Genomic DNA, 24,407 nt, shown 5'->3' with positions numbered 1-24,407 from the left:
CATGAGGTCTTCACTGGAAACGATGGATTTCAAGCTGCGCATCCGTACTGCTGAGACTCCACAAGGGCAAAAACTGGCGATTGTGCCGCTGGAGGGTCGTTTTGATGCCAAGGCCGCCTCAGAAGTTCGGCAATTGCTCCAGCAGGTTTTAGATTTCGGTTACACCAATATGTTGATCGATATGTCGTCGGTCACTTTTATGGACAGCTCTGGGCTGGGGGTGTTGATCTCGGCTTTGCGCAAGTGCCGTACTGCTGGGGGCAACCTCAGCCTCTGTTGCGTGCCGGAAAATGTGGCCCTCGTCCTCAACCTCACCTCTATGGAAAAGGTATTGACCTGCTTTAGCGACCTGGAGACCGGCATTGCCAACTTTTCCAGCGCTCCCACTGCTCGTTAGGCCGACATTAGGCCTTACTTTTGGGGATCCCCCGATGCTCTTTTCAGCCCATCAGCGAATTCTGGTGATCCCTCTAGCAATTTTCTCAACAATCTTCAGCCATGCCCCAGACCGGCCTCGATACCTTTCAGCTTCTCTACCAGCACCACCGTGGCCCCAGCTTCTGCGAGCGCATGGTGGCGACGGCTCCTGGGCGCTTTAACGAGGCGTTTTGGCAGTTCTGGCAGATGCACATCGAGCCCTGTCTGCCTCCTGCACCGCGCTTGTTGGATCTGGGAACCGGGCCGGGGTTTGCTCTGGGTCAGTGGGCGCAACGCTATCCCGGAGGACACTTCATCGGGGTGGATGTGATGCCCTACATGTTGGAGCGAGCGGCGGCAGATTTGAAGGGGATCCCTGGAATCCAGCTGCTGCAGGCCGACCTGCACGACCCTCACTTGCCGCTTGCGGCCAACAGCATCGATGCAGCTCAGGCAGTGGTGGTGTTGCACGAGATGGTGCAGCCCTTGCGCTTGTTGCAGGAGGTGTTGCGTCTACTCAAGCCGGGGGGGCGATTTTTGCTGGTGGATTGGGTGCGCGCCCCGCTCAGCCTCTACTTCGATGCCGATACAGAGGCCCAACTCTTCCAGTCGGACACGCCTTTGGAAACGCTGCTGGATCAGTTTACCCACTTCTACGAGCACAATCGCTTCAGCGCCGAAGACCTGGTGTGGTTGCTGGAGAAGGTGGGTTTCGCAGTGGTGGCTCAGCAGCTCTACAACCAAAATCGCTTTGTGCGACTTGCAGCCGAAAAGCCTATCTCGTAAACTACCCGGCTCCGACCGCTAAGCGGTACGGAGCGGGCTTTCAGTAGCCCTGAGCCTGCTCTGCCCTACCAGAGAACAAAACAGGCCCGAACCTCTAGGCTGGTTTACGACAGCCCCCAAGAGCGCAATCACATTCGCACCATTCAAATCCGCATCCCCTTCCCATCCACAGTGCCCACACTTAAACTTCTTTCCACTGCGGTAGGATTGCGCAGGGTCGGGATGGACGTGCAGGCATTTGTGGCAGGTCTGTGACGTGTAAGCAGGCGGCACAAGAACCAGAGAAACCCCTGCAACTCTCGCCTTGTATTCCAGAAACTGGCGTAGCTGGTAGAACGCCCAACTGTTGGCCCTGCGCCGCTCGGCTTTGCTGCGTGGCTGTTGATTGACCCTTTCTCGGATCCCTGTCAGGTCTTCCAGAGCGATAGCGCTGTTGGTAGCTTTTGCCCTAGAGACAATAGCTTTGGAGATGCGATGATTGACCCACGTTTTTGCTACGCAACGCTGACGCGACTGAAAGCGTCTTTCCTTGCCAGACAGCCGTTGCAACAGTTCTCTGCATCTGCGCCGCGAACTGCGTGTGCCCTTACTGGCTTTGCGTTGGAGTACCGCCCTCAACCGGGAGTAGTGGTCGCGGACTCTGTTCAACTGCTGTCCATTCCAATTGTCCCCGTCTGACGTATGGGCAATATCCGTCCTCCCCAAGTCCACCCCCAGCACTCTACCCGTGCGTTGCGGTGGGGATGGCTCCGCTTCCACACAGATCTGAATAGAGTAGGAGCCGTCTTTACGCTTGACCAGAGTGGCAGATTTGGGATTGGAGCCCGCCAGCCGTTCTCTCTGGTAGCGGCCAATCGCCAGCTCAAAGCGCTCCCGACCCTCCACCGTGGTCAGCGACACCGTCCAGTCTTTCTCGCGGAACGAAAAGATACGAGCGTCGTAGGTAGCGAAGCCCCCTTTGAACGCTTTGACGGGGCGGTTTTTCTGTTGGGCAACTTTACGGGCGCCGGCCAGCCGTCTGCAGACCTGCTGGTCGCGTAAGCGGGACGTAGTCCTTGCCAAGTTACTGGACAAGCCAAACCGAGCGCGAATCTGGTAATAGCAAAGGGACTGGAGTTTGACTGCGTTGACTACTTTTTCTGGTGTGTTTTGGTTGACCCAGTTCAACGCCTGCACAAAGGCATCCATTGTCGCATCCAACTTTGCGGCTTGCGACTGGGCTACCTTGAGCTTGCAGGAGACGGTCAGGACTTGGGTCATGGTTCTATCATAACTTCCGCATTCCTCCCGACACTGACCCTACGGGTACAGTGCGGGGCTCCTGCGATTTCTAGCTGAATGTCCAACTGCCCATAACGAGATGTTTTGGACTACGGAGTGCAGAATAGACCAATAAACAGAACAGTGTCCAAATCAATTCAGATTACTCTCGCTGTTTTCGTTCATGGCTGCAGGGATCCAATGGGCAGGCTGCGCCTGGGCAAACACCTGCACTTCAGTGCTCATCTTGCGCAGTTGGCGGGCTAACTTGATTGCCTTGTCGCGGGGAAGGGGTGGGCTCACCACCGCCGGCAGACAGCCCAATAGGGGTTTCAGGGCCGTTTTGGGCAGGCGTGCGTAGAACGATAAAGCCGAGAGGATCTCCTCTTCAAAATAGGGGTTGCGATACTCTAGGAGGCGCACCTGATACAGCTCTGGGGGAAGAGGCCGTCCTTGGGTTAAGCGAATCAGGGATTCCACCGTTCCCATCACATAGAGTTGATCGCCTTCTTTCAACAGGGTCTTGCCCTCTTTTTGCCAGATCTTGGGAAAAACACAGGGTTTCCCCGGTCGGGAGCGATGCAGCAAGATCACCAGGTCATAGTCCTGGGCCAGTTGGCGCAAGGATAGCCCCAGGTAGTGGCAATCGGCCGAGACCTCCAGCAGCGTCACCAGCAGAGTTTCCCCTTGCCAAGCCAGAGTGCCGTAGACGGATCCCACCAGTGCTGCTGTGGCAAAAGCCCGTGCCCCCAACCCGGTAGCGCTGTAGCTGATCCCCAGGGTCTGCATGTGGCGCTGCATGCGAGCCGCCAATTCGGGATCGGTAACCCGCAAAATGGTGCGGATCCCCGGCTGCAGGCTGTGGGCCGTCAGGGCCGTCTCCAGGTTGGTGAGATCGTCAGGGGTGGTGCAGATCAGGCAGCGGCTGCCTTGAATGCGAGCCTGCTGCAGCGTGCTTGCCAGGGCATAATCCCCACGAACCACCACCGCTCCCTCCCGTTCCGCTGCCTCCAAGAGAGGGTTCTCGCTATTGGGATCCACCACCACCACCTCGTAGCCCATCTGCCGCAACAACTGCAGCACCAAATAGCTCAGCCGCCCCAACCCTGCGATCACCACATGATCCTCTTTGGGCATACGGGCAGCCCGACCCAAGCCAAAGCGACTGCTCACCAATTTGTCGGTCACCAAGCCGTAAATCAACCCCACCAGGGCAGCCCCCACCAAGGTCATCATCACCGCCAGCACCTTCACCCCCAGCGGTGTTTCCGGCTGTTGAAAAGCCTCAATATCCCCGTAGCCCCCTGTCAGCACCACGATCGTCAGCAAAAGCCCCTCGATGAGGGGTTTGCCGATCATCCTGAAGTTGATCACCCCCAGCACCAGCATGACCCCCAAGGTGAAGGTGAGGGTGCGCACGATGGGCTTGACCTGTAGGAGTCCCTGCACTCCTCTGCGCAGCCAAGACCCAAGGGATCCCCGCCCCAACGACCTGCCTTGCCGTTGTTGTCGCTTGTCCTGCATCTGGCCGCTGGCCCAGCGCTGTGCCCGTGAGGAGCCCCGTCGCCCGTTGCGTTCCAACAGTTGCAGGTAGGCTCTGGGATCGCAAATGACCAAAACGCGATCCCCCTCCAGCAGCTCTGCCTCGTGGTCAAAGTCGTCGAAAACTCGCTGTTTGGAAAAGTTAGAAAGCCCATCCACCGGGTAATGAAACAGCACCCGCGCCCCAAAAGTTTCCTCCAGCTCCGAGAGGGGCATATGCAGCAGGCGGGAGTTGTATCCGATGGTCAGCTCTACCACGTTCCAGAGGGTGGTCTCTCGGTCTGAGACAAAGTAAGCCGGATCTGCCAGCTCTGGCGGAAGCGTGGCCGGCTGGGCTTCCAGCTGGGGCAGCTCAAAGTAGCCAACAAATTCGTCGGAAACGGCCTTAAGGGCAAAAGCCGGGGCAGCCAAAGCCGCCACCGATAGGGAAAAATGCTGCGGCAAAGCCGAGTCGAGATAGCGGGCAAGGCTGTGGTTGAACAGACGGGAGACGACACGCACCTGTGGATTGAGATCTCGAATCAGCAAAGCCAGCTCGAAATTGGCTTGGTCGCTGTCCTCCAGGAGCAGCGCCACCCTAATCCGCTCGATCCCAGCCCGCTGCAACACCCCCGGCTGGCGGGGATCCGCCTGTAGGTATTGCCACTGCTCTTCCAAATGAGGGGGCAGATCGGGAGCAACTACTACAGCGCGATGTCCAAAAGCTTCTAGGGCTTGGAGAGTGAGCTCCACCAAATCGTTGTAGCCGCAGACCAGGATAGAGACACCTGGATCCCTGCTATTCTCTTGCACCTGTGCATGAGGCGATCTCGAAAGGGAGCTCACCATAGCTCTGTCATCTACCCTGCTCCCTTTATACCCGAAGCCTCTTCAGCTTTCGCGAGTGCTGTCAATACCGCTGACCGCAAAGCCCTGGGTAGAGACCCGTTGCTCAACAAGACCGGCTGCGTTGCTGGCCATCTCAGGCGCTGTCGAGGACAAGGGGAAGCCACCCAGTTTCATCCCAAAGGGTGAGAAGTGAGAACAACTCCCAAGAGCTTGACCTGGTACTTGAGATCTCCTATCATTTCCTCAAGGCAAAGTTCTTGAATAAAAGTCTCAATAAGGTTGGCCCAAGATAAGAGCCAACAGAGTGAGGCTTGCGGGGACTGTCTTTGTCCTTTGGGCTTGGCTTTCCGGTGCTTTCTCAGAGAGAGCCTGGCCGGTGGAGCTGTGTCTCTTGAGATGTTTTTGAACTTAGGAGTTGGGTATGCGCTTATCGCGACGGCAATTTGTCAGTGGAGCCACGCTAGGTTCTGCGGCTCTGGCAGCAGGGTCTCTTCTGCGTCCGGCCCATGGCGCCAATCGGGAAGTGAACCTCTACACCTCGCGGCACTACGGCACAGACGAGAAATTGTACGAACTTTTCAAGCAGAAAACGGGCATTACCGTGAATTGGGTGCAGGGCAACGCCGATGAGATCGTCCAGCGCATCCGCAGCGAGGGATCCAACAGCCCCGCCGACATCTTCATGACAGTGGATATTGCCCGGTTGTGGCGCGCTCAGAACGAGGGCCTGTTTCAGCCCATCCAGTCCGAGACGCTCTCCAAAAATATTCCCGAGTATCTGCGGGATCCAGAGGGGTACTGGTTTGGCCTCACCAAGCGGGCGCGGGTGATCATGTACAACAAAGACAAGGTGGATCCCAAGGAGTTGTCCACCTATGAGGACTTGGCAAACCCCAAATGGCGGGGCAAGGTGCTCACCCGCTCCTCCAGCAACGTTTACAGCCAATCCTTGACGGCCTCGATCATCTTGGCCCACGGGATCCCGGAAACGGAGCAATGGGCCCGGGGCTTGGTGGCCAACTTTGCCCGTCCGCCGGAAGGGGGAGACACGGATCAGATCAAGGCCGTGGCCGCCGGGGTGGGAGACGTGGCTTTGGCCAACACCTACTATTTGCCGCGTTTGATCAAATCCGACAATCCAGAAGAGCGCGCCGTAGCCGAGAAAATCGGCGTCTTCTTCCCCAACCAGCAGGATCGTGGCACCCACGTCAACATCAGCGGGGCCGGCATTCTGAAAACAGCTCCCAACAAAGACGCGGCCATCCAATTTTTGGAGTTTCTCTCCGGGCCAGAGGCGCAGGCCATTTTTGCCCAGAGCAACAATGAGTACCCGGTACTGCCCGGGGCTGAGATCGACTCGGTGGTGGCCAGCTTTGGCACCTTTAAGGAAGATACGATCAACGCCGCCAGCATTGGCCGCGTCACCCCTGATGCCCTGAAGGTAATGGATCGGGCCGGTTGGAAGTAGATCAGGCCTCCAGGACAGGCCCTGAGTGCAGCCTTTCATTGCTTGACGCCGTGAACGTTAAGCAGCTTGACGGTTCTTGGCCAAGCGTCGATACTCTAGGACGGCGTTGCTTCCGTTCGAGGCCGCTCAGGCGTCCTGTCTTTCTTTTTCAAAAGCTTCTGGAGGTTTGCCAAATGAAACAACTGCGAACAGCAGGCTTGTTCTTGCTCCTGCTTTCTTTAACTTCTTTCTACACCAATAGCCCGGCAAAGGCAATTGAAAACCTTCCCGAAAAGGCTCCTGTTCCAAAGCGGGATCTGCTTTTGACCACAGAAAACGGCGTCAAAATCTACAATGGTGGGTTTGGCTCTGGCCTTGCCTTTGATGGCCAATATTTTTATGTGCTCACCGATCGCGGTCCCAATATTGATGGAGCTGAGTCAAACGACAAGATTTTCCCTAAGCCAGACTTTACCCCTCAAGTTGCCAGATTGTCTTTGGACGGCAAGGGCTTCAAGTTGGACAGGGTCATCCTGCTGCAAGACGAGACAGGCAAAAATCTCACCGGGATCCCCAATCCATCTGACTCGGGGGGAACGGGAGAGAATGCCTACGATCTCAGCGGCAAGCAGCTTGCGCCGGATCCCAAAGGTATCGATCCAGAGGGGATCGCGGTGGCCAAAGATGGAAGCTTTTGGGTTGCCGACGAATACGGACCTCACTTGATCCATTTTGATTCCAATGGCAAGGCCATCGAGTGGCTAAATCCTTTTGGAAGTGGAGTTGGCGGCAAAAAGCTTCCAGAAGTTTACAAAAATCGGCGCCCCAATCGCGGCATGGAGGGGCTAACTCTGACGCCCGATCAGAAATACTTGGTCGGCATCATGCAGTCTCCGCTTTTGAACCCCAACAAAGATGTTCAAAAGACCGCAACTGTTTGCAGGATACTCTTCTATGAACTGGCCACGGGCAAGTTCAAAGAATACCTCTATCCTTTAGAGGGAACTGGCACCGCTGTTAGCGAAATTGTCGCCATTACCGACACAACCTTCCTGGTTCTCGAACGGGATGGCAAAACGCCGGGAGAGGACAAAGAGGCTACGAAGAAGATCTACAAAATCGATACTGCCGCTGCCACGGATGTCTTTGATCCTGGTCCAAATGGCCTGCTGGTTAACGGCAAGACTCTGGAGCAGTTAACCCAAGAGGAAATCATTGCAGCGGGGATCAAGCCCGTTTCCAAAGAAGAAGTATTTGACATTATGTCGATCCCCAATTATCCCCACGACAAGCCCGAGGGGTTGGCCATTCTCAACTCAACTACCCTAGCGATAGTTAACGACGACGACTTTGGCATCGTCTCGGAAAAGGGCGCGGTTCAAGAAAAAACTATGCCTTACCTTGGTAACAAGCAAGACGAGAACATCGTTTATTTCGTTAAGCTGCCCAAGAGCTTGTTTTGAGAGAAAACTTGGTTGGGGATCCCTGGAGGATCCCCTTTTCTTCCCCAGGAGTTGCTCAAGAGGTAGCTCCCGCCTGTTGAGATGGACAAAGAGATGAGGTTGAAGTTGTTGAGCAAATCTCTGCCGGGAAGTGGCTTCTTTCCTCTGAACGGCTGGGCGCTTCTGACTCTGACCCTCAGCGGTCTCATTCTCGTTCCTGTCCTTACGGTGTTGCTCAGCCTTTTTGCGGACGAGCGGCAGGTTTGGGAGCACCTGGCCGATACGGTCTTGGGGCTTTATGTGCGCAATAGCCTGGTGATGATGGCAGGGGTGGCGGCGGGGGTCATCCTGGTGGGCAGTGGCACTGCCTGGCTGGTGACCATGTGTCAGTTTTGGGGGCGGGCCTGGCTGGAGTGGATGTTGGTGCTGCCCCTGGCGGCCCCCACCTATGTGTTGGCCTACGCCTACACCGATTTTTTGCAGGTAACCGGCGGTTTCCAGATCTGGCTGCGGCGGGTAACAGGTTGGGGGATCGGCGACTACTGGTTCCCTAACATTCGCTCGTTGTGGGGGGCGATCCTGCTGCTGATCCTCACCCTCTATCCCTATGTTTACCTCTCGGCCCGGCTGGCCTTTCAGGAGCAATCGGTGGCCTGCTTAGAGGTAAGCCGCTCCTTGGGCTACGGGCCTTGGGCCAGCTTTTTCAAGGTGGCTTTGCCGCTGGCCCGACCGGGGATCGTGGCCGGCTGTCTGCTGGCCTTGATGGAAACCCTCAACGATTTCGGCACCGTCAGCTATTTCGGGGTAGATACCTTTACAACCGGCATCTACCGCACCTGGACGGCCCTGGGCAATCCGGTGGCGGCGGCTCAGCTTTCGGCGCTGCTGTTGCTGCTGGTGTTGCTGCTGATAACGATGGAGCAGGTCTCCCGCCGGCGGGCGCGCTACTATCGCCAAGGGTTCAAACCCACCCCAACCCGTTACCGCCTACAAGGGATCCGGGCGGTGGGGGCTTGGCTAGCCTGTGGGATCCCAATTGGGCTGGGCTTCGTCGTGCCGGCCTTGATCCTGCTCCACATGACCCTGCGGCAGGGGGAGTTGGGTCGCCGCTTTTGGAGCTACGCCCAGAACAGCTTTTGGCTATCCACCATCACGGCTATCATTGCTGTTTCCGTGTCGGTGGTGGTGCTGTACGGGCTGCGCATGCAGGGGCTAGGACGGGCGGGATCCCCGTGGGGCCTGCGGCTGGCAGTGCAGTTGTCTTCTCTGGGCTATGCGCTGCCTGGGGTGGTGATTGCAGTGGGGGTTCTGATTCCCCTAGGGTGGTTGGATCAACTGCTGAGCTACCTGCGGCAGGTGGTGCTGCAACAGCCACCTGGCCTGGTGATCAGTGGCACCCTCACGGCTTTGGTGTTCGGCTACCTGGTGCGGTTTTTGGCCGTGGCTTTGGCCACCGTCGAGGCCACGCTGCTGCGCATTCCCCCCAGTTTGGATGAAGCGGCCCGCAGCCTGGGACAGGGATCCCTGGGCACCCTGTGGCAGGTGCATTTGCCCTTGATGAGGGGTGGCCTCTTGGGGGCTATGCTGCTGGTATTTGTGGATGTGATGAAGGAGCTGCCGGCCACGATGGTGCTGCGGCCCTTCAACTTCGACACCTTGGCGGTGCAAACCTACCGCTTGGCAGCCGATGAGCGTCTCGCGGAGGCAGGGGCACCGGCTTTGGCCATTGTCTTAGTGGGGATTTTGCCGGTGGTTCTGCTCAACTCCCAGATGGCGCGGCAACGCAACCTCGGCTCCTCAGGGGATCTCCTTTGAGAACCCTACAAGGCCTCCGCTCCGGCCACCACCTCCAGGATCTCCTGGGTAATAGCCGCCTGGCGAGCTTTGTTGTAGGCAAGACCCAGCGTGCGAATGAGCTCGCTGGCATTGTCGCTGGCGTTGTTCATGGCCGTCATGCGAGCTGCCAATTCGCTGGCCGCCGCCTCCTGCAAGGCCCGTAGCAACTGGTTGTTCAGGTACAGCGGCAGCAGTGCATCCAAAATCTGCACGGGATCCTGCTCAAAGATCATGTCCTGAGGTGGGGCCGAGACCGCTGCGATGACTTTGCTGCGCTCGACAGTAAACTCTCCGCCCCGCACCAAAAGACGAAAAATTTCATCGTCTTGAGTGGCCAACCGCGACGGATCGAGGGGCAACAGGGATTGCACCACCGGACGGGAGCTGATCAAAGAGACAAAGCGGGTATAGAGCAGCTCTACCTTGTCCACCTTCTCCGACAAGAAGGCCGAGAGGAGCTGATCCCCAATCTGGGCAGCCTCAGCCGCCGTGGGGATCTGCGACAAATTCACGTAGGTCTTGGCGATGGGAGCGGAGCGCCGCTGGAAATACTGCACCGCCTTGCGGCCCACCAGGTAAAGCTGCACCTGCTGCCCTGTCTCCTGCAGCTCGCGAACCCGCTCCTCGGTGCGCTTAATCACGTTGGCGTTGTAGGCTCCGCACAAGCCCCGATCCCCGGCCACCACCAACAGCCCCACCGTCTGGATGGGGCGCTGCTTCAGCAGAGGCAAGTTGACATCTTCCAGCCGCAGCCGAGTTTGCAGCCGATAGAAAACCTGGGCCAGTCGGTCGGCAAAGGGACGGGTGGCCATCACTTGCTCTTGGGCGCGGCGCACTCGGGCTGCTGCCACCAGCCGCATGGCCTCGGTGATTTTGCGGGTGTTTTTCACCGCCTTGATGCGATCGCGGATGCGCTTGAGGTTTGCCATAACCTACTCCCTCTATTTTGGTGGTCGACAGGGATCCGGGCCAGGAGAGATCCGCGTCACCCTAGGCCGCCTTGGCCACGAAGCTCTGCTTGAACTCTGTGATGGCCGTTTTCAAGATTTCTTCTGCCTCGTCGGTGAGTTGCTTGGTGGAGAGGACAATCTCGCCATACTTGGGATGGGTGGTGCCCAGGTAAGCCAAAAGGCCCTGTTTGAAGCTGGAGACCTTCTCCACCGGAATGTCATCCAAATAGCCTCGCGTCCCCGCATAGATAATGGCCACCTGCTGATCCAGAGACAGGGGAGAGTACTGTGGCTGCTTCAGCAACTCCTGCAGCCGTTGGCCGCGGGCCAACTGCTTTTGGGTGGCCTCATCCAGGTCAGAGGCAAATTGGGCAAAGGCCTCCAGATCGCGGTATTGCGCCAGTTCCACCTTGATGGAGCCAGCCACCTTTTTCATCGCCTTGGTCTGAGCTGCCGAGCCGACGCGGCTGACGGAAATCCCGACGTTGATGGCCGGGCGGATGCCGGCATTAAACAGATCCGATTCCAAGAAGATCTGCCCATCGGTGATGGAGATAACATTGGTGGGAATGTAGGCCGACACGTCATTGGCCTGGGTTTCCACGATCGGCAGTGCCGTCATGGATCCCTCTCCCAGTTGGCTGCTCAGCTTGGCGGCTCGCTCCAATAGCCGCGAGTGCAGGTAGAACACATCCCCAGGATAGGCTTCTCGACCGGGTGGACGGCGCAGCAGCAGTGACATTTGCCGATAGGCCACCGCCTGCTTGGAGAGATCGTCATAGACCACCAGGGTGTGTTTGCCCTGGTACATGAAGTATTCGGCAATGGTGGCGCCACAGTAGGGGGCCAGCCACTGCAACGGAGCTGGACTATCGGCGCCGGCAGCCACCACAATGCTGTAGTCCATGGCCCCTCGCTCGGTCAGGATGCCCACCACCTGGGCGATGGTGCTCTGCTTCTGACCAATGGCCACGTAAATGCAGATCACATCCTGCCCTTTTTGGTTCAGGATTGTGTCCACAGCAACGGTGGTCTTGCCGGTTTGGCGGTCGCCGATGATCAGCTCCCGCTGCCCCCGCCCGATGGGGATCAGGGCATCGATGGCGGTAATGCCGGTTTGCAGGGGCTCGTACACAGAGCGGCGATCGACAATGCCAGGTGCCGGAGATTCGATCAGGCGGGACTCCGTACACTGGATCGGGCCTTTGCCGTCGAGGGGGTTGCACAGGGGATCCACCACGCGGCCCAAGAGGGCTTCTCCCACCGGGATGCTGGCAATCTTGCCCGTGGATTTGACAGTGGATCCCTCTTGGATATTCCGCCCGGAGCCGATCAGCACGGCACCGATGTTGTCTTCTTCCAGGTTGAGGGCAATACCGGTGGTGCCATCCTCAAATTCCAGCAGCTCGCTGGCCATCACCTTATCCAAACCGTAGATGCGGGCAATGCCATCCCCCACCTGCAGAACTGTCCCCACGTTGGAGACCTGCATCTCCTGGTTGTACTGCTCAATCTGCTGTTTGATGATGGTGCTAATCTCGTCTGGGCGAATGGTAGGCATAGCAGTCCTCTCAAGTAATGGGAAGGGATCCTCAAAAACCAACTTAGGCCAACTGCAAGGCCAGCCGGCGCAACTGTCCACGCAAGCTGAGGTCGATCACCTGGGATCCAATCCTGATGACCACCCCTCCCAGCAGCTCCGGATCCTGAGTGGCTTGCAACTCCACACCGCTGGCCTGGGTGAAGTCCATCACCCGCTCGCGAATCGATTGCTGCTGAGCTTCCGTCAAGGGTATCGCCGTCGTCACTTCGGCCAGGACGATGTTCTGGAGCTTCCGCTGCAGATCCAAAAAGCGCCGGCAAACAGTCCCGAGAAACATGATACGGCGGCGGTCGGTCAACAACTTCAGCGCATTCAGCAGCAGAGGGTGGATCTGATCGGCAAATACTTGCTGCAGCAGGTTCTTTTTGGCCTCGGCCTTGATCACCGGGTTGGCGAGAAACTGGCCCAGCTCCGGCGTAGCCCGCAAAACCTCGGCAATAAAGCGCATATCGGCGGCAAAAGTGTCCAGCAATCCCTGGCCTGACCCAAGAGCAATGAGAGCCTCGGCATAGGGATCCACCACCTTCTCAGCCATTGTGCTGCTGATCATACCTTTCTCCTCCTTGAGAGTTAGCGGGCAATCATTTGGATCCCTCTCTCGATCAGGCTGCGGTGGGTCTCTTCGTTGAGGTGCTGCGGCAACTCCTGCTCCACCTTGCTCAGGGCTTGGCGAACGATCTGCCGACGCAACTCTTGAAGAATCCGCTCCTGCTCGCTGGACAACTCTTTCTCGGCATTGGCCCGCAGCCGCTCCACTTCCCGCTCCGCCTGCTCCAACAACTCTTGCCGACGGGCTTCGGCGTTGGCTTCCGCCTGCTTGCGGATACGTTCAGCCTCCTGCTGAGCCTGGGCCAGCTTTTGCTGCTCCTCCGCCAGCTTCTCGATGGCTTCCTGTTTGCGCTGCTCCGCCTGCCGCAGTTCTTCTAGGATCCCCTCCCGCCGCTTGGCCAGGGCTTCTCCCACCACTTTGCGACCCAAGATAAACAGCAAGGTGAGAATGATCGCGATGTTGATCAGGTTGCTCTCGAGAATCTTGGCCAAGAGATCCCCCTCTCCTGCCTTGGCTTCTGGGAGTAGCTCCGTGGTCTCGGCCACAGCCAAGATCCAACCGGCCACCCAACTCCACACAGGCATCGCAAGCTCCTCCAAAAGTACTTCCAACCAGCGATCTAACGAGCACTGCCCAACAGTTTCTGGGTAATCTGGGCGGCAATGGCATCCACCTGCTGCTGCAGCTGTTCGAGGGCTGCCTGCTTCTCTTGCTCGACCTGTAGCCGCGCCGCCTCCAGCTTCTGCTGGATCTCTGCCTGCACAGCAGCCAGTTTCTCGGAACGAATGCGAGCAGCTGCAGCCTCTGCCTCAGCGATCACCTGCTGGGCTTGCAAGCGGGCCTGGCTGATCTCAGACTCATACTGTCGGGTCAACGACACCGCCTTGTCCAACCGCTCTTGGGCTTCCGCTTGAGTGGTGCGGATGTAGTCGCTGCGGCTGTCGATAGCCCGCGTAACCGGCTCATAGAAGAGAGAGTTGAGCACTGCCACCAACAGCAAAAACTGAATGGCAATCAGGGGCAGGGTGGCATCCAGATCGAAAAGACCACCTTTTTCAGCCGCTTCAACAGCCAATAGAGTTTGGAAGAGCATGGGTGTTATGACCCCAACAGAAACTTAGGTCTACCGTCAGGCCGAGTTGGGGGGCGGATATGGCTCACCTCGGCCATCGCTGCGGCCCGCCCCCGTAGGACACTAGGCGAAGGGGTTGGCAAACAAGAGCACCAAAGCCACCACCAAGCCGTAGATGGTCAGAGCTTCCATGAAGGCCAGGCTAACCAGCAGGTTGCCGCGGATCTTGTCTTCCGCCTCCGGTTGGCGGGCCACCCCTTCCATCGCAGCAGCAGCGGCGTTCCCCTGTCCGATCCCAGGACCCAGGGATCCCAGACCAATGGCCAGAGCAGCAGCCAGAACAGAAGCAGCAGAGGTTAACGGATCCATAGTGAGATGCTCCTTGGTGATTGACACAACAACAACGTCTCTTGAGCTTCAGAGGTGATCGGGTCTGATACACTACAGCCTCAAATCACTCCCTTGTCGGCGGCTTTCAGAACCAATCTGTCAGCCCCAACAAACCTTACCAAAAGAAGGGATCCCTTGCGCTGGCCCACTTGAGATGATCCTCCGTGAAAAGGCCAAGGTGATCGGCCAAACAGCGGGCTCAATCGTGGTGATCCCCTCCTCCATGACCTTCCAGCGCCTCTCCAATGTAAGCTGCCGAGAGGGTTGAGAAGATCAAAGCCTGAATCGCCCCCGTAAACAGAAACAAAATCATCACCGGCACGGGGATAAACAAGGGCACCAGCAACACCAACACCGCAATCACCAGCTCTTCTGCCAGGATGTTGCCGAATAGACGGAAACTCAGGGAGAGGGGCTTGGTGAAATCTTCTAAAACGTTGATGGGCAGCAGAATCGGGGTAGGCTCGATGTACTTTTTGAAGTAAGACAGCCCCCGCTTGCTGATGCCGGCCACGAAATACATGATGCTGGTGAGCAGCGCCAACCCGGCAGTGGTGTTGATGTCGTTGGTGGGGGAGGCCAACTCCCCTTCCGGCAGGGGAATTAACTTCCAGGGGAAGAGGTTGCCCATCCAGTTGGAGACGAAGATGAACAGGAACAAGGTGCCGACATAGGGTACCCAGGGCCGGAAGTTTTTCTCGCCAATCTGGGCACGGGCAATGCTCTGCACAAATTCCAGGGCATACTCGACAAAGTTTTGCAGACCAGCCGGCTCCCGCTGCAGTTGACGGGTGCCCAAGATAACCACCGTCAAGATCAGGGCAATGGCGATCCAGCTGGCGATCAAAACCTGCCCGTGAACCGTGAATTTGCCCAGGTGCCAGTAAAGGTGATGGCCGACCTCGAGTTCTGCCAAAAGAGGAGGAGAGGAGAAGGACAGGTTCATGGGCATCACACAGAAGAAGATGAACGGGTCAAGGTCTGGACAAGATGAATGAGCAGGGTGACCTTGTAGGTCATGAACCCCAGGAAAATGGGCAATATCTGTAAAGACTTCACCTGAGTGGCTAAAACGATCAGCCCGACAAACAGAGCCAAACGCGTCACCCCCAAACGGTTGCGGCTTTTGCCCAGCTCCGCTACGCCGCGGCCCAGCATGCGCAGATAAACCACGCCAACAACCGCCCCCAGCAAGTAGTTGGCAGCTACCCCCAGAGAGTAAACCAGGGCCACTCCCACGGCAATGGCCAGACTTACCCCCAAGGTAACCAGCACCAGCCACAGCTGCAGCGCTTCATAGCTCCCGCTGCCAGCAACTGCTGCCCCCCTAGCTCCACCCTTCACCTTCCTCGCCAAATCGGGCTTCCCCAGGGCAAGGGGTGGCTCTGACGCAACTGGATCCCCTGTCTCTTCCTCCCGCTTCGGAAAAGGAGGTGCATTCTCCAAGGGAGGCAGTGGTCTGGGCTTCCACTGGGTCGCCTTCCAACGGGTAGAACTGTGAGAGAGGAGTCTGGAAGAACGGGCCATGGTTTCGAGGTCATGCCTCTCAAGGTTTGACCTTAACCCAAGATAACACGATTAAGTAACAATACTTAATGAGATTAAGTTGGGCCAAGGTCTGAAGGAGACTCCGCTGGTCGCTCAGACAGGCAGCTGGCCTTCCGAACGACAGGGATACTGATACATTTACGCTGAACACTGCTGAACATCACTGTTCAACTATGCAGCGATAGCATTCTGTTTGTTTCCATTCGCGTTAGCGGGACGGAGTCCAAACAGAATGGCGGTATCCCGCAAAGCTTTGAGTAGAATACCCAAAGCGCAGTTTCCGTGTCGTCTTACTACCAATTTTCTGCTTTGCTTTGGCTACCATGTTGGCAGACTCGAAAGTAAACAGAAAGATCAACTGGTAGTAATCTGTACTGAACATATTATACATTATTTTCAGTATAGTTGAGCTTATTATTGACTAGAGTCATGCTCCTCTGAGGAGCTAGCTAAGAATCTACCACTTTCGGGGATCGGTAGCGGCAAAATGGAAAACTTTCTGAAAGCTGTCTGGTGTAAAGTTTTGCTGGGGATGGTCAGCAGGCGTTAACATTCCGTAACTCTCTGTGTCCCGTCCTGGATCCCCCAGGTTTCATATACTAAGGGGCAGGAGTGGCAGAGGGTGAGGATGACTCCCCAGAGTTGGCTGGTGGATGCAATCTGGCTGGACTACCGCTTGGCAGTGGCGCTGACGGTGGTGATGCCATTGCTGCTGCTGATTTGGGCTTTTGCGGTGGGGTTGCGGCCCTTGATTCAGCTATTGATCGTTTATTGGCGGGTATCGAGCCTCTTGGCGGTGACGGTGTACCTGATGATTGGGGGCCTGCCCGTCAGCTTTCTCAGTGGAGCAATGGCGCGGCTGTTGATCTTGGTTTGTCTTTGGTTTTGGCGGGACTGGAGTGCTGCTCTCGAGCAGTCGAGAACCTGGGCGGCGCGAGCCTTTTTGCTCTGGCGGTGGGGCCTGACTGGTTATATGGGGGCCGGGATCCTCTTTTCGGGGGCCTTTGTGCCCTGTGCTTTCCGCACTTCTCTGCCAGAGGAGTGCCGGGCTTGGTTTGGGCCACCGCTGGGGTTTCGGGAGATCTTCCATCCCAATGTATCGCCGGAGCTGCTGGGGAGCGTGGGGGCCTGGGGGCTGGTGGCCTACCTGCTCTACAGCCTCTACTTTGTCTGGCGGCTGCGACCCGGAACTGATAAGGGGGAACTGGAAGCATGAGGGCCCTGCCTTGGCCCTTGGCCTTGGAGCGCTATAGCCAAGACCACCCGCAGGAGGTGCTGCGGGTGGAGGTGGAAAGCGAGGGAGAGTCTGATCTGGTGCTGATCTACCGCGGCTACAGCAGCTCCTTGCGCCGACCCACTCCCCCCGATCCCGAAGCGGCGGTGATCCCTCCCCAGGCCCGCTTTTTGCAGTTGGAGCGCTTGGCTGCCCCCTATCACCCCGATCGCTCACGGGTTCTGGCTGTCTATCGCAACTGGGGAGAGCTAACAGCATGGCTGGCCCAAGAAGGGATCCCAGTGACGGAGTAAGGGATCCCTGGCACCTACCGCCCCACAGGACTGGGTTGCCGCTGGAGGATGGTGTATTCTGCCGGCTGCAAAAGCGAACGTCCTGTCATTTCGGGGGGCTGAGGCAGGCCCAAGATCTCCAGCAGGGTGGGGGCCACATCAGCCAAAGTGCCGTTGGAGCGCAACTTGACATCGCCGCCACAGCCGGGGATTTTGCGCCTTTCCCCCTCCACCAAAATGCAGGGAACGGGGTTGGTGGTGTGGGCCGTCCAGGGGTTGCCGTTCTCATCCCACATCAGCTCGGCATTGCCGTGATCCGCCAGGATCAAAGTGGTGCCTCCTGCATCCACCACTGCCGCCAGCAACCTGCCCAAACAGCGATCTACCGTCTCCAAAGCGCGGATGGTGGCTTCGTAGTTGCCAGTGTGACCTACCATGTCGGGATTGGCATAGTTGAGCACCACCAGGCTGTATTCGCGGCGGGCGATGGCCTCTATCGCTTTGTCGGTCACTTCCACTGCCGACATCTCCGGCGCCTGGTCGTAGGTGGTCACCAGCGGGCTTTGCACCAGGATGCGATCCTCACCGGGGAAGGGCTGCTCGATGCCGCCGTTGAAGAAGTAGGTGACATGGGCGTATTTTTCCGTCTCGGCAATGCGCAATTGCTTGAGGCCGGCCTCGCTCACCACTTGGCCCAGCAGGTGATCCAGGTTCTGGGGCTTGAACAGCACCTGCACCGGCAGCTCCGCCTCGTACTGAGTCATGGTGATGAAGGTGAGATCCGGCAGCAAGGGGCGCTGAAAGCCTGAGAAATCTGGGCAGACAAAGGCTTGGGTAAGTTGGCGGGCGCGATCTGGGCGGAAGTTGAAGAAAAGCACCGCATCTCCCGGCTGCACAGCCCCCGGAGCCAGGCGGGTGGGCGGGATGAACTCATCTGTGAGATCCTGGGCATAGAAAGCTTCCATCACCTCCGCGGCGCTTTGTCCACGGCCAGGGCCGTCTTGGGTCATGATCTCGTAGGCCTTTTGGGTGCGCTCCCAACGGCGATCCCGATCCATGGCGTAGTAGCGTCCGCTCAGGGTGGCGATGACGCCATTGCCCAGCCATTGCAGCTCTTTTTCCAGGGCGGCCAGAACCCTGGCACCATCGCGGGGCAAGGTGTCGCGGCCATCGGTGATGGCGTGGACATAGGCCGGAATCTCAGCCTGGGCCGCCAGCTTGAGCAACCCATAGAGATGGTCGATGTGGGAGTGAACCCCCCCCTCGGAGCAAAGGCCAACGAAGTGAAAACGGCCCCCTCGCTCTCTGAGCTGGCGACAAACTTGCATCAACAAGGGATCCTGGAAAAGGGATCCCGTCTCTATCGCGTCGCTGATGCGCACCAATTCCTGCGGCACCACCCGCCCTGCCCCCAAGGTCAGGTGCCCGACTTCAGAGTTGCCCATCTGTCCTGCCGGCAGGCCCACGGCCCGACCCGAAGCTTGCAGCAGGGTGTGGGGATAGGCAGCCCAAAGGCTATCCAGGACAGGGGTTTCCGCAGCCAGCACCGCGTTGCCATCGAGAGCATCCCGATAACCCCAGCCATCCAGGATCACCAAAACCACAGGTGCTACCGATTGCGAATCCATGAAATGGCCTCTCGTTTTATTTAAGACATAATACCAGCCCAGGCAACACGATACCGGATCTTACATTTGCACTCAAGATTTCAATATTATCAATCTTCTTTTGAGAGGATAAGGAAGTGCCTGCACAGGCAGGATGGAGTCTTTAGAGCCAACTCCTATGGACAACTGTGCTGCGGTCAAGAGTATTTCTGCGGATGAAATTGCAGATGGGATCCTCAGGGGCTGGGCTGCAACCGTTTGCGCAGAGACTCCGAGCGCCGCTTAGCAATGGCATTTCGGGGATCCAACTTCAGGGCAGTTTCGTAAGCTTCCAAGCTTGGGCCATAGAGATTTTTCTTCTCATAGGCATGGGCCAGATTGTTCCAAGCAGTTACATAACCGGGATCCGCAGCCACGGCATCCTTGTAGTAACGGATGGCCAAGTCGTACTGCCCCTGGCTGAAGTAGGCAAAACCGAGGGCGTTGCAGACGGGGGGAATGTTCTCCCCGGCCACTTCTAGGGCTTTTTTGAGCTGGGCAACCGCCTGGTCGTAGAGGCCTTTTTGCAAATAGACGCTGCCCAACTCGTAGTGCTCCTGCGGGGATCCCTTGCCTTTGCTCAGGCGGGGCTGCAGCTCACGGATGACCTTTTCCTGGGCCCGTACCCGCAGCACCTCCCGCAGGACAAAGAAGCCCGCCACGCCGAGGATACCGGCCAGAGCCACCAAATACAGGAGGGGAACGTTAACGCCCATTTTGCTTGATCCACTTGCCTGTGACTGGCCTCGCTGGCGTCACGCCTGCAGGTGAGCCTCGATAAACCAAAGATCTTTGTCAATCTGGCGCGAGATCTCGGTGAACAGGTCTGCTGTGTCGGCATCCCCCAGTTCGGTGGTGCGGTCAATGTTGCGGCGGACGGAAGCTGCATATTGAGCGTAACGGGCTGCCAAAGCCTGCAGGTGATCCCGACCCTCTTCAGCGGCCAGATCGTACTCCGGCAAGGTGGAGGTTTGGGCAACGATGCGAGCCGTGCCGCGGGCAATGCCCCCCAAAGCCGTAACCCGTTCCGCCAGCATGTCCACGTAGTTTTCCAGGGTGCTGGCAAAAGTGTCGAACATCTCGTGCAAGGCGATGAAGTGCATGCCTTTAACGTTCCAGTGGGCCTGTTTCACCTGCGTCTTCAGATCCAACGTGTCTGCCAAGGACTGGTTGAGCAGCTCCACCAGTTGCGCGCGAGCCTCTGCTGGCAAATCGATCTGGGTGGGGTAGAGACGGGTTTTCTCGGCGGTAACCATGGCCAACCTCCTAACTGTGTTTCCATTATCGGGGATCCGCTTCGGCTTCCCAACTGAGCCCATAGTAACACAAACTCAAAATGAGTATGAGTTAGGGGGCTACTTACCGATGCAGAAGCGGCTGAAAATCTGATCCAGCACCGATTCCGAGATCTCCTCGCCGGTGATCTGGCCAAGGGCATGTAGGGCGCCCCGCAGGTCGATGCTCCAAAAGTCCAGGGGGAGCTGAGCTTGGATGGCCTGCCCCACCTGTTCCAGGCTGGCTTGGGCTTGTTGGAGGGCAGCGGCCTGCCGCTGGTTCAGGCTTATCTCCAGATTGGGCTGGGGACGTCCCTGGGTGACAAGCTGCTCCAGGGCTTTTTCCAGCTCCGGGATCCCTTTCCCTTGGGCAGCAACGGCGGGGACGCGGTGGGCAATCTCGGGGGGGAGAGGGATCCCCTCTGGCGGGGCGAGGTCGGTTTTGTTGATCACCAGGATGAGGGGGCGATGGCGGATCGACTCGTAGATGGCGGCGTCGGCAGCCGTCCAGCCCGCTTGGGCGTCGATGACCAGCACCAGCACATCGGCAGCCTGGGCTAGGCGTTGGGAGCGCTCCACCCCCAGCCGTTCCACCGGATCTTCGGTGGCGCGGATGCCGGCAGTGTCCAGCAGTTGAACGGGGATCCCTTTTACCACCAGGTGGGATTCCACCACGTCGCGGGTGGTGCCGGGCAGATCGGTGACGATGGCCCGATCCTGTCCTGACCAAGCATTGAGCAGGCTGGACTTGCCCACATTGGGCCTCCCGACAATGGCCACCTTCACCCCGGTGCGCAGCAGTTGTCCCCGTTCTGCCGTGGCCAGCAGAGCTTGGATCTGGGTTTGTATAGCTTGGAGCCGGGCCTGCCAAGCGGCAACATCCAAGGGGGGCAGATCCTCTTCAAAGTCGAGGCGAGCCTCAATTTCTGCCAACAAACCCAGCAGCTCCTGGCGCAGGGCGCGAATGGATCCCCCTAACTTACCCTGCAAGCCTGCTAGGGCCATCCGGGCCGCCTGAGGGGAGCGGGCCGCCACCAGATCGGCCACACTCTCGGCCTGGGTGAGGTCAATGCGGCCATTCAGAAAAGCGCGCAGGCTAAACTCCCCCGGCTGAGCCAGCCGCGCCCCCTGCCGCAGGCATTGTTGCAACGTGGCCTGAACCACCATGATGCCACCGTGGCAATGCAGCTCTGCCACATCTTCGCGGGTGTAAGAACGGGGGGCCTGCATCCAAACGGCCAGCGCTTCGTCTAGGATTTGGCCTTTCTCGTCGCGGATCCAGCCGTAGAGGAGCCGATGGCTCTCCCAGACTGCGTTGCGGCGGGCAGGGGTAAAGATGGCTTGGACAATGGGAAGGGCTCGTGACCCGGAAAGGCGCACAATCCCCACGCTGCCCTGTTCAGGCACCACCGCAGTGGCAATGGCAGCGATCGTATCGGCCAGGGGCGCAGTCGGATCCATCCCAAATAGAGCCCTGAGGGAGTTCGAGCAGCCGTTGGATTACAGCTCGGCATCCACTGGATTACAAATCGACATTCAAGTTAAAAAGCCACGCCCTCAGGCTGAGGGCAAGGTAGCCTGACAGTGGAAACAACGCTCCTCCCAGTCTTTATGAAGCCGCTACGCACGTTTAAGGTCACTCCCTACCTGCCTACTCCGCTGGAAAGTCTGCGCTTGTTGGCTTACAACCTGCATTTTAGTTGGAACGTAGAAACCCGCAGTCTATTCCGGCGCATGGATCCCGATCTGTGGGATGCCTGTGCCCACAACCCGGTGGCTCTTCTGGGCCGGATTCGGCAGGAACGGCTGGATGAGTTGGCGGAGGATCCCGGCTTTTTGGCCCAGTTGGAACGGGCCAGCCAACAACTGCAGAGCTACCTGCAGGAGGACACTTGGTATCGCAAGTATCGTTCGGCCCAAGCGGTGGAAGGGGAGTGCTACGCCTATTTTTCGGCAGAGTTTGGTTTGGCGGATTGTCTACCCCTCTACTCAGGCGGCTTGGGGGTTTTGGCCGGGGATCACCTCAAGGCGGCCAGCGACCTGGGCTTGCCCCTGGTGGGTGTGGGCTTGCTCTACCAAAAGGGGTATTTCCGCCAGTACCTCAACCCCGACGGCTGGCAGCAGGAACGCTACCCAGTTAACGATTTCTTTAACATGCCCCTGGAGCTGCAGAGAGATGCGGAGGGCCGCGAAATTCGGATTGAGGTGGATTATCCCAACCGCAAGGTGTTCGCCCGCATTTGGAAGGTGACGGTGGGGAGGGTGCCCCTCTATCTTCTGGACACCAACATCGAGCCCAACAGCCAGTACGACCAAGACATCACCGATGAGCTGTACGGTGGCGACCAAGATCTGCGCATCCACCAGGAGATCATGCTGGGGATCGGCGGCGTGCGGGCTTTGCGCGCCCTTGGGATCCATCCCACCGTCTACCACATGAACGAAGGGCACTCGGCCTTTTTGGCGGTGGAGCGGATTCGCCTGTTGATGGTCGAGCAGGGGCTGAGCTTTGAAGAGGCTTGGCAAGTGGCCAAGTCCAGCCAGATGTTTACCACCCACACGCCGGTGCCCGCCGGGATCGACCTATTCCCGCCCGACAAGATCGATTACTACCTCGGCTTCTACTACAGCCAGATGGGCCTGAGCCGGGAGCGCTTTTTGGCTTTGGGACGGGAAAATACCGGCGACTTCCAATCTCCCTTCAGCATGGCAGTGCTGGCCATCAACATGGCCTCTTTTGTGAACGGTGTGAGCAAGCTGCATGGGGCGGTTTCCCGCAAGATGTTCAGCCGGCTGTGGCCTGGGATCCCGCTGGAAGAAGTGCCGATTACTTCCATCACCAACGGGGTACATGTCCGCACCTGGGTGGGGGAGGAGAACCAAGCCCTCTACGACCGCTACCTGGGGCCGGATTGGGCAGAGGCTCCTCCTTCGGATCCCCTCTGGCAAAAGGTGGATCGGATTCCGGATGGGGAACTGTGGCGGGCCCACGAGCGCAGCCGCTCCCGCCTGATTAACTTTACCCGCGAGCGCTTGATGGAACAGCTCCAGAAACGGGCTGCCTCAGCGGCTGAGATCCAACGGGCCTCTGAGGCCCTCAACCCGGAGGTGCTTACCATTGGGTTTGCCCGCCGCTTTGCCACCTACAAGCGGGCCACCCTTTTGTTCCACAACCTGGAACGGCTCAAGGCTTTGCTCAACCATCCTCAGTACCCGATGCAGTTTATCTTTGCCGGCAAGGCCCACCCCCGCGACATACCCGGCAAAGAGCTGATCCGCCAGATCGTGCAGGTGTCGCGGCAGCCGGAGTTTCGCCAGCGCTTGGTTTTCATTGAGGACTACGACATGTATGTCACCAGCTTGATGGTGGCCGGGGTGGATGTGTGGCTGAACAACCCCTTGCGCCCCCGTGAAGCCAGCGGCACCAGCGGCATGAAGGCAGCGGCCAACGGCGGACAGAACCTCAGTATTTTGGATGGCTGGTGGGATGAGGCCGATTATTACCAGACCGGCTGGCCCATTGGCCGCGGCGAGGAGTATGAGGATCGCGCCTATCAAGATGAGGTGGAGTCGAATGCCCTCTACGACCTGCTGGAACAAGAGGTTGCCCCTCTCTTCTACCAGCGCGGCAGCGATGGCCTACCCCATCAGTGGATCCAGCGCATGAAGCAGGCGATTCGCCTCAATTGCCCCCAGTTCAGCACGCAGCGCATGGTGTTGGAGTACGTCCAGCGAGCCTACATTCCTCTCAGCAACTACTTCGACCGCATGCGCCGTGACCACTTCGAGTCGGCCCGCCAGTTCGTTCGTTGGCAAAACCACCTGCAGGAGCATTGGTACAACATCCAGGTTCTCAACGTCCAGATCGAAACCCCGAAGAAAGCTGCCGCTGCCGGCCTTGCCTTGGCACAGGATGACCAAGTGGTGATGGCCAGGGATCCCCTCACCGTGACGGTGGAAGTGCGGCTGGGATCCCTGCGACCTCAGGATGTGATCGTGCAAGCTTACCAGGGGCCGGTCAATGATGAGGGCCAGATTCAGAAGGGACAGGCGACCCCCCTGCGCTATGTGGAGACGCTGGAGGATCGGGCCATCTTTTCCGGCCAGATTTGCTATGAGGCCAGCGGCTTGCAAGGGTTGGCCATCCGCTTGCTGCCCTTTCACCCCGATATGCACGATCCCTATGAGCTGCGGTTGATGCTCTGGGCCTAAGGGGGAGCCGGGATCCAGAGCACTCTCGCGTTAGCAGGCCAGGAGGGAGGGCAACTGCTCACACCTAAAGGGTTGGGAGGAGCACGGGGATCCCCTTT

At 58.2% G+C, this 24,407-nt stretch carries 22 protein-coding genes; 8 read left to right on the top strand and 14 right to left on the bottom strand.

Annotated features, from left to right (window positions below; translation table 11 throughout):
• Nucleotide 1 precedes the first annotated feature (1 nt).
• Complete coding sequence (locus tag ACVWXZ_RS04210) at nucleotides 2–397, top strand: STAS domain-containing protein (RefSeq protein WP_457403025.1); 396 nt, start codon at nucleotides 2–4, stop codon at nucleotides 395–397.
• A 101-nt stretch (nucleotides 398–498) separates the two neighbouring features.
• Nucleotides 499–1,203, top strand: coding sequence for a class I SAM-dependent methyltransferase (locus ACVWXZ_RS04205; protein ID WP_414415895.1), 705 nt, complete (start codon nucleotides 499–501; stop codon nucleotides 1,201–1,203).
• An 18-nt stretch (nucleotides 1,204–1,221) separates the two neighbouring features.
• Here the strand turns inward: ACVWXZ_RS04205 and ACVWXZ_RS04200 are convergent, their stop codons facing one another.
• Together ACVWXZ_RS04200 and ACVWXZ_RS04195 are read right to left on the bottom strand one after the other, a co-directional pair.
• Nucleotides 1,222–2,463: an RNA-guided endonuclease InsQ/TnpB family protein gene (locus ACVWXZ_RS04200; RefSeq protein ID WP_457403027.1), complete on the bottom strand. Its 1,242-nt coding sequence runs from the start codon at nucleotides 2,461–2,463 to the stop codon at nucleotides 1,222–1,224.
• A gap of 153 nt (nucleotides 2,464–2,616) precedes the next feature.
• On the bottom strand, nucleotides 2,617–4,797 hold the full coding sequence (locus ACVWXZ_RS04195; protein WP_457403028.1) for an NAD-binding protein: 2,181 nt from the start codon (nucleotides 4,795–4,797) through the stop codon (nucleotides 2,617–2,619).
• Nucleotides 4,798–5,254: 457 nt separating this feature from the next.
• On the opposite strand from ACVWXZ_RS04195, the gene ACVWXZ_RS04190 reads away from it, so the two are divergent.
• The 3 genes from ACVWXZ_RS04190 (at nucleotide 5,255) to ACVWXZ_RS04180 (ending at nucleotide 9,537) form a co-directional block, all read left to right on the top strand.
• A complete protein-coding gene (locus tag ACVWXZ_RS04190) occupies nucleotides 5,255–6,301 on the top strand; it encodes a Fe(3+) ABC transporter substrate-binding protein (protein WP_457403029.1) in 1,047 nt (348 codons plus the stop codon).
• A gap of 173 nt (nucleotides 6,302–6,474) precedes the next feature.
• Nucleotides 6,475–7,743, top strand: a complete 1,269-nt coding sequence (locus tag ACVWXZ_RS04185; protein ID WP_457439734.1) for an esterase-like activity of phytase family protein — start codon at nucleotides 6,475–6,477, stop codon at nucleotides 7,741–7,743.
• 93 nt (nucleotides 7,744–7,836) lie between these two features.
• Nucleotides 7,837–9,537: an ABC transporter permease gene (locus tag ACVWXZ_RS04180; protein WP_414416571.1), complete on the top strand. Its 1,701-nt coding sequence runs from the start codon at nucleotides 7,837–7,839 to the stop codon at nucleotides 9,535–9,537.
• A gap of 5 nt (nucleotides 9,538–9,542) precedes the next feature.
• Here ACVWXZ_RS04180 and ACVWXZ_RS04175 read toward each other — a convergent pair whose 3' ends face one another.
• From ACVWXZ_RS04175 to ACVWXZ_RS04140, 8 genes are all read right to left on the bottom strand, one after another.
• Nucleotides 9,543–10,487, bottom strand: a complete 945-nt coding sequence (locus ACVWXZ_RS04175; RefSeq protein WP_414330493.1) for a F0F1 ATP synthase subunit gamma — start codon at nucleotides 10,485–10,487, stop codon at nucleotides 9,543–9,545.
• Nucleotides 10,488–10,548: 61 nt separating this feature from the next.
• Nucleotides 10,549–12,069, bottom strand: coding sequence for a F0F1 ATP synthase subunit alpha (gene atpA / locus ACVWXZ_RS04170; protein WP_011434218.1), 1,521 nt, complete (start codon nucleotides 12,067–12,069; stop codon nucleotides 10,549–10,551).
• Between the two features lie 43 nt (nucleotides 12,070–12,112).
• Nucleotides 12,113–12,661 carry an ATP synthase F1 subunit delta gene (gene atpH / locus ACVWXZ_RS04165; protein WP_457403033.1) on the bottom strand — a complete coding sequence of 183 codons (549 nt, stop codon included), beginning with the start codon at nucleotides 12,659–12,661 and terminating at the stop codon, nucleotides 12,113–12,115.
• Between the two features lie 20 nt (nucleotides 12,662–12,681).
• Nucleotides 12,682–13,245 (bottom strand): F0F1 ATP synthase subunit B, encoded by a 564-nt coding sequence (locus ACVWXZ_RS04160; RefSeq protein WP_457403034.1) that lies wholly within the window; start codon nucleotides 13,243–13,245, stop codon nucleotides 12,682–12,684.
• Nucleotides 13,246–13,280: 35 nt separating this feature from the next.
• Nucleotides 13,281–13,754 carry a F0F1 ATP synthase subunit B' gene (locus ACVWXZ_RS04155; protein ID WP_414349846.1) on the bottom strand — a complete coding sequence of 158 codons (474 nt, stop codon included), beginning with the start codon at nucleotides 13,752–13,754 and terminating at the stop codon, nucleotides 13,281–13,283.
• Between the two features lie 102 nt (nucleotides 13,755–13,856).
• Complete coding sequence (gene atpE / locus ACVWXZ_RS04150) at nucleotides 13,857–14,102, bottom strand: ATP synthase F0 subunit C (protein ID WP_235280127.1); 246 nt, start codon at nucleotides 14,100–14,102, stop codon at nucleotides 13,857–13,859.
• 220 nt (nucleotides 14,103–14,322) lie between these two features.
• The gene (gene atpB / locus ACVWXZ_RS04145) at nucleotides 14,323–15,069 is read right to left on the bottom strand and encodes a F0F1 ATP synthase subunit A (protein ID WP_414330483.1); all 747 of its coding nucleotides are present in this window, start codon (nucleotides 15,067–15,069) and stop codon (nucleotides 14,323–14,325) included.
• Nucleotides 15,070–15,074: 5 nt separating this feature from the next.
• Nucleotides 15,075–15,467 (bottom strand): hypothetical protein, encoded by a 393-nt coding sequence (locus tag ACVWXZ_RS04140; protein WP_011434224.1) that lies wholly within the window; start codon nucleotides 15,465–15,467, stop codon nucleotides 15,075–15,077.
• Between the two features lie 832 nt (nucleotides 15,468–16,299).
• On the opposite strand from ACVWXZ_RS04140, the gene ACVWXZ_RS04135 reads away from it, so the two are divergent.
• Together ACVWXZ_RS04135 and ACVWXZ_RS04130 are read left to right on the top strand one after the other, a co-directional pair.
• On the top strand, nucleotides 16,300–16,887 hold the full coding sequence (locus tag ACVWXZ_RS04135; protein WP_011434226.1) for a DUF3177 family protein: 588 nt from the start codon (nucleotides 16,300–16,302) through the stop codon (nucleotides 16,885–16,887).
• Entirely contained in the window at nucleotides 16,884–17,198 is a 315-nt protein-coding gene (locus ACVWXZ_RS04130) for a DUF7734 family protein (RefSeq protein ID WP_414330481.1), read from the top strand. Before ACVWXZ_RS04135 ends, ACVWXZ_RS04130 begins: the two co-directional genes overlap by 4 nt.
• A 14-nt stretch (nucleotides 17,199–17,212) precedes the next feature.
• On the opposite strand, the gene gpmI is transcribed toward ACVWXZ_RS04130, so the two are convergent.
• The 4 genes from gpmI to mnmE form a co-directional block, all read right to left on the bottom strand.
• Nucleotides 17,213–18,805, bottom strand: a complete 1,593-nt coding sequence (gene gpmI, locus ACVWXZ_RS04125; RefSeq protein WP_414413735.1) for a 2,3-bisphosphoglycerate-independent phosphoglycerate mutase — start codon at nucleotides 18,803–18,805, stop codon at nucleotides 17,213–17,215.
• A 215-nt stretch (nucleotides 18,806–19,020) separates the two neighbouring features.
• Complete coding sequence (locus ACVWXZ_RS04120) at nucleotides 19,021–19,539, bottom strand: tetratricopeptide repeat protein (protein WP_414522997.1); 519 nt, start codon at nucleotides 19,537–19,539, stop codon at nucleotides 19,021–19,023.
• Between the two features lie 39 nt (nucleotides 19,540–19,578).
• Nucleotides 19,579–20,079 carry a DNA starvation/stationary phase protection protein Dps gene (gene dps, locus ACVWXZ_RS04115; RefSeq protein ID WP_414344460.1) on the bottom strand — a complete coding sequence of 167 codons (501 nt, stop codon included), beginning with the start codon at nucleotides 20,077–20,079 and terminating at the stop codon, nucleotides 19,579–19,581.
• A 99-nt stretch (nucleotides 20,080–20,178) separates the two neighbouring features.
• Nucleotides 20,179–21,558, bottom strand: coding sequence for a tRNA uridine-5-carboxymethylaminomethyl(34) synthesis GTPase MnmE (mnmE, locus tag ACVWXZ_RS04110; protein WP_457403036.1), 1,380 nt, complete (start codon nucleotides 21,556–21,558; stop codon nucleotides 20,179–20,181).
• A gap of 150 nt (nucleotides 21,559–21,708) precedes the next feature.
• Between mnmE and glgP the strand changes: the two genes are divergently transcribed.
• The gene (gene glgP, locus ACVWXZ_RS04105) at nucleotides 21,709–24,309 is read left to right on the top strand and encodes an alpha-glucan family phosphorylase (RefSeq protein ID WP_457403037.1); all 2,601 of its coding nucleotides are present in this window, start codon (nucleotides 21,709–21,711) and stop codon (nucleotides 24,307–24,309) included.
• The last annotated feature ends 98 nt before the right edge of the window (nucleotides 24,310–24,407 follow it).

Source organism: Thermostichus sp. MS-CIW-38, from assembly GCF_054058415.1.
This window is presented reverse-complemented; position numbering and strand designations above follow the sequence as displayed.